Genomic DNA, 5,478 nt, shown 5'->3' with positions numbered 1-5,478 from the left:
AGGGCGTTGTTGAGGGTCGCCTGCACCTGGGCGACCACGCCGTAGCCCACCGCCTGCTGGCCGGCCAGGTGGATGCCGTCGTGGTCGATGAACGCCGCCAGCCCGCCGACGGTGACCTTGCCGACGGCCAGATGGGCGTCGGGCACGCCCTTGGTGCCGTCGGAGCGGGCCGCGGCCGTCCCGCTGACGCCGGCGATGTGGATCAGCCCCCCCGCCAGGTCGACGGCGCCGGAGCTGGCCGTGGCCGCCGCCGACACGCACTCGGTTCCCACGTCGAGGTGCGTGGTGGTGGTGGAGGAGTCCGCCGCCACGGCCGGCGTGGAGCCGGAGGGGGAGAACGACGTCGACGCCGCCGTCGACTGGGCCGTGGCCCCGTCCGGCCCGGCAGTGGCGGTCGCGGCCCCGGCGCCGGCCCCGCCCCCTGACGGCCCGAACTGCTCGCTGCCGCCGTGGCCCGGCGAAGGCGGATACGTGGCCTCCGCCACGGCGGGGTCGTTGGGAAGCGCCGGTCCCCCGAAGGTGGCCACGGCCGTCCCGAGGTGGGCGGCGGTGTCCCCTGGGTAGGCGGGGGAGCCGAGGCTGTCGATCACCGGCCCCTCCGACACGGTCCCCCGGGCCAGGGGGACGTCGAGCTCCATGACCGTCCCCTCGTGGGGGTCCCCCACGGGCAGCAGGCCGGGGCTGGCCAGGTCGTAGCGCGCCCCGGTCGCCTGCGCGGTCAGGTCGTAGCCCGCCACCTGGGTCCCGCCGGCCTGGCTCCCCGCCGCCGGCGTCCCCGCCGGGGGGCACGTGGCCGCCGGGGGGGCCGCGGCTCGCGCTCCCCCGGAGAGGAGCGGGGGGGCGGCCGCCGCGCCCAGCAGCAGGACCGTTCGGACCACGGCCCGCCTCATCGCCCCGCCCGCCTCATGCGCCCCACGTCATCCTCCGAGATATGACGAGACGACCCCGGCCGCCTGCAGGTCAGCGGGCTCTCCGACGTCGACCAGCCGTCCCTTGTCGAGCAGGTAGGCGTAATCGGCCATCTCGAGGGCGGTGTTCACGTACTGCTCGACGAGCAGGATCGTCACTCCCGCCGCCGCCAGGGCGCGGACCTCCTGGAACAGATCGGCCACGATCCGGGGCGCGAGCCCCATGGAGATCTCGTCGAGCAGAAGCAGGCGGGGCCGCGCCGTGAGGGCCCGGGCCAGCGCCAGCATCTGCTGCTCGCCGCCCGACAGGGTGCCGGCCAGCTGCTCGAGGCGCGACCCCAGAGCGGGAAAGCGCCCCACCGCCGCCTCGATCCGCTCTTCCTCCTCGGCGCCCCGCACCGCCATCCGCAGGTTGGCGCGCACGGTCAGGCTCGGGAAGATGCCCCGGCCCTCGGGCACGTGCACCAGTCCCATGCGGGCGATGTGGCTGGCCCGGCGCCCGTCGACACGGGCCCCGTCGAACCACACCGACCCCGCCGCCGGGCGCACCAGCCCCGAGATGGCCCGCAGGATCGTCGTCTTCCCCGCCCCGTTGGCACCGAGCAGGGCCACGACGGTCCCCGCCGGAACGACCAGCGACACCCCGGACAGGGCGCGCAGGCCTCCGTAGTGGACGTGGAGGTCGGTGACCTCGAGCAGGGCGCGGCCGTGGCCGTCAGGCGACATCGCTCTCCCCCAGATAGGCGGCGATGACCCGCTGGTCGGAGCGAACCTCGTCCGGGCGCCCGACGGCGATCACGTTGCCGAAGTCGAGGACGGTGATGCGGTCGCACAGCTCCATCACCAGCGCCACGTCGTGCTCGACGAGAAGAACGGCGGGCTCCCCATCGCTGCGGCCGACGACCCGGCGCAACACGTCGCGGAAGTGCGCCGTCTCCCCGGGGTCGAGGCCCGAGCTGGGCTCGTCGAGCAGCAGGACCCGGGGCTGCACGACCAGGGCGCGGGCGAGCTCGACCAGCCGGCCCAGGCCCGTCGGCAGGGTGCCCGCTAGGCGGTCGGCCACCGCCTCGAGGTCGAGGTCGGCGAGGATCTCGGCCACGATCCGCCGCCCGTCGCGCCGGCGCCGCCCCAGCACGGCCCCGGGGACCGACGCCTCCCAGGCGGCCAGCAGGTTGTCGTGCACGGTGAGCCCGGTGAACAGCTCGAGGCGCTGGAAGGTCCGGCTCACGCCGGCCCGGCCCCGCCGGTGGGCGGCCCAGGCGGTGATGTCGGTCCCGTCCAGGCTGACGGCCCCCGCTTCCGGCTCGACCACCCCGGTGACGACGTTGAACAGGGTGGTCTTCCCGGCCCCGTTGGGCCCGATGAGACCGGTGATGCCGCCCCGTTCCACGGCGAGGTCCACGCCGGCCAGCGCCGTCACCCCGCCGAAGCGCACGGTGACCCCGCTGGCGGCGATCAGCGGGCGGTCAGGCATCGGCGGGCGCCGGTCGGGCGGCGGGCGGGCGGGCGCGGGCGTCCCGGCGGGTCCCCGCCGCAACCGGTTCGGCCGGGGTGGAGGCGTCGTCGCGCATCGGCCGCTGGCGGAGCACGGCGGAGTAGTGGCGCCATCGCGCCGCCGCCACCGACACCGGTCCGTCGGGGTACTGCGACAGGTACACGGCCCCCACCGCCACCGCCATCGGGATGTACCGGTTGATCGACGCCGACAGGGGCAGCAGCTGGAAGGTGGAGACGGCCCCGGCGATCAGCGCCCCCCCGACCAGGGAGCGCCCTCCCAGGACGACCAGGAGCAGCAGCTCCAGCGAGGCGCCGAACGAGAACGTGTTCGGGTCGATCGACAGCCGGAGGGCGCCGTAGAAGGCACCGGCAAAGGCGGCGGCCGCCCCGCACGCCGCGAACACGGCCAGCTTGGTGACGGTCAGGTTGACCCCGAAGGTCGACGCCCCGAGGGGGGCGTCGCGGATCATCTGCAGGCGGCGGCCCACCGGCCCCCGGCGCAGGAGCGCGGCCCCGAGGGCGTAGACCGCCAGGAGGGTGGCGGCCAGAACGTAGAAGCTGCGCTCGGAGGTCAAGTCGACGCCGAAGATCCGGGGCCGAGACACCGAGATGCCCGTGTATCCCCCGCCGATCGAGTTCCGGGGGAACACCATGTTGTCGAAGATCAGGGCAAAGGCCATGGTGGCCAGGGCCAGGAATAGGCCCGACAGCCGCAGCGACGGCAGCCCGATGAGCAGGCCGAGAGGCAGGGCGATCAGGGCGCCGAGGACCGCCGCCCACAGGAAGCCCGAGCCGTGGGTCCCGCTCAGGTGACCGACGGTGAAGGCGCCGATCCCCACGAACGTGAACTGGGCCAGAGAGATCTGTCCCGCCCACCCCGTCAGCACGACGAGGGTGAGGGCGATCGCCGCGTAGATCATCCCCGAGCTCACGTCGCGCAGCGTCGAGGTGCTCGTCACGAACGGCAGGACGACCATGACCGCGACCAGCAGCACCCCGTTGAGCGCCGCCCGGCGGTAGCCGGTCGGGGCGGCGCCGGTGATCGTCCGGAACGACGAGCGCACCTCCTTCAGCCGGCCGCCGTACAGCAGCAGCACGGCAAACAGCGCCAGGTAGGGCAACGACGCCTCGAGCTGCGCCAGCGTCCCCGAGCTCCCGTACTTCTGGAGGAACGCCTGGGCCACCCCGAGTGCCAGGGCCCCGCCGAAGGCGATGGGCAGGCTGACCAGCCGCCCCAGCACGGCCGGGGCGAAGGCGTAGAACACCAGCAGCACCAGGGTGTAGGTGTCGAGGCCCTGGGTGGCGCTGAGCAGGATGCCCACCAGGCCGGCGAAGACCGACGAGACGATCCACGCCGCTCCTGACACCGAGTCGGCGCTGACCCCGTTCAGCTCGGCCAGGTCACGGTTGTCCACCACCGCCTGGGTGGCCAGGCCCAGCCGGGTGCGCCGCAGCAGCAGGGTGACCGCGACCCCGAGGCCGACCGTCAGAAGGAAGTTGAACAGCTGGGACCAGCTGACATACAGCGTGTGCGCCAGGGAGAACGTCGACCGGGAGAACAGCGGGGTCAGCCCCCGGTCCTGGCTGCCGTAGATCAGCGGGACGACCGCCTGCAGGAAAGCGGTGACGGCCAGGGCGATGACGATCTGGATCTCGGCCGACAGCGCCACCACCGGCCGGAACAGGCGCTCGCACACCAGGCCGAGGGCGGGGGCGACGACGAGAAGCACGACGGGCAGCGCCACCCACTGGGTCAGGTGCCACCCGTCGCGGAACTGCCAGAAGGTGAAGGCCGTGAACATCGCCACGGCGCCGTAGGCGAAATTGAAGATCCCCGACGTCATGTAGGTGAGGGTCAGCCCCATGGCCGCCAGCCCGTACACGCTGCCGGCAAACAGGCCCACGACGACCGACGGCCACCACGACATCAGCCGTTCCCCACCCGGTGCTCGGCCGGCGTCGTCACCCGACCGGCACCAGTTTTCCCGTGCAGAAGAACCCGTTGGGCGGCCACTTCCGGGTGAAGCTGTTCCCTCTCACGACCACGTCCATCGTGCACGGTCCGGCCGGCTGGCGCAGCCGGGGCGTGATCGGGGCGGTGGCCCCTCCGGTGTTCCACGAGTCGATAGCCTGGAGGGCCTGGGTCAGCGACGCCCGGGTCGGGTTGCGGCCCGCCTTCAGGAGGGCGTAGAGGAACATCTCGGCCGTAGCCCACGACTCGAGCCCGAAGCCGCTCGGCTGCTTGCCGGGCTCGTAGGTCCGCAGCTCGGACAGGTAGAGATTGACGATCGGGTTCCCGTCGGAGAGGGGCAGGAACGGGAGGGCCGCCTCCAGCCCGTCGGCCGAGCCCGGGGAGTCGGTGTTGGCCACGTCGATCTGGGACTGGGTGTAGCCGTCGAAGGTGGTGCCCTTGAACACCGGGTGGAAGTTCTGGCGGGCCATGGCCGCCAGGAGCTTGGCGGTGCCGGTGACGTCCATGGTCGTGAACACGCCGTTGCAGCCCTTCGACTTCATCTCCAGCACGTCCTGGTCCAGCGATGCCGTGGCCGGGGAGACGCTGAAGTCGGTGAAGCAGTTCTGCGAGCCGTCGTGGACGAACTCGTTGTGGAACTCCTGGCCGGCCTGGGCGCTGATGGCGATGCTGTAGGCCAGGGTGGCGATCTTGGACGGGAAGTTGCCGGCCCCCTTGAGCCCGTTGATGTAGCTGTCGTAGATCTCGGGATGGCCGTTGACCACGTACTGGGTGGCGCCGTTGGTCGACCAGTACACCGACGAGCTGCCCCGGTTGCCGTTGATGGCCACGCCCAGGTCGGGGACGTTGGCGTTCACCATCTCCTGCACCCCGCCGTTGTCCGCGTCGGACGTCGACCCGACGAAGCCGAGGACCTTGGGGATCTCGTCGGCGACGTCGGCGGCGTTCTTGCCCGCGTCCTGACCGTCGTCCTCGACCAGCAGCTTGAGCTGGCGCCCGCAGATCCCCCCGGCGGCGGTGGTGGCGCTGAAGAGGGCCTGCACCGCCTCGGGCCCCGGGTTGAAGTGGTTGGCCAGGATCCCGGTGAGCCCACTGACGTTG

General features: G+C 72.7%; 5 protein-coding genes. All 5 read right to left on the bottom strand.

Annotated features, from left to right (window positions below; genetic code table 11):
* A partial coding sequence (locus tag VFW24_02015; protein HEX5265523.1) for a hypothetical protein occupies window positions 1-878 on the bottom strand: 878 nt, incomplete at its 3' end.
* A 39-nt stretch (window positions 879-917) separates the two neighbouring features.
* The gene (locus tag VFW24_02010) at window positions 918-1,634 is read right to left on the bottom strand and encodes an ABC transporter ATP-binding protein (GenBank protein HEX5265522.1); all 717 of its coding nucleotides are present in this window, start codon (window positions 1,632-1,634) and stop codon (window positions 918-920) included.
* Complete coding sequence (locus VFW24_02005) at window positions 1,624-2,382, bottom strand: ABC transporter ATP-binding protein (protein ID HEX5265521.1); 759 nt, start codon at window positions 2,380-2,382, stop codon at window positions 1,624-1,626. The genes VFW24_02010 and VFW24_02005 overlap by 11 nt, the downstream gene beginning before the upstream one ends.
* Window positions 2,375-4,333 (bottom strand): ABC transporter permease, encoded by a 1,959-nt coding sequence (locus tag VFW24_02000; protein HEX5265520.1) that lies wholly within the window; start codon window positions 4,331-4,333, stop codon window positions 2,375-2,377. The genes VFW24_02005 and VFW24_02000 overlap by 8 nt, the downstream gene beginning before the upstream one ends.
* A gap of 34 nt (window positions 4,334-4,367) precedes the next feature.
* On the bottom strand, window positions 4,368-5,478 hold a 1,111-nt coding region (locus VFW24_01995), incomplete at its 5' end, for an ABC transporter substrate-binding protein (protein HEX5265519.1).

Source organism: Acidimicrobiales bacterium (genome assembly GCA_036273495.1).
In the GTDB taxonomy this organism is placed as follows: Bacteria; Actinomycetota; Acidimicrobiia; order Acidimicrobiales; family JAJPHE01; genus DASSEU01.
The sequence above is the reverse complement of the archived record's forward strand: the minus strand, read 5'-3'. Positions and strand labels throughout refer to the sequence as shown.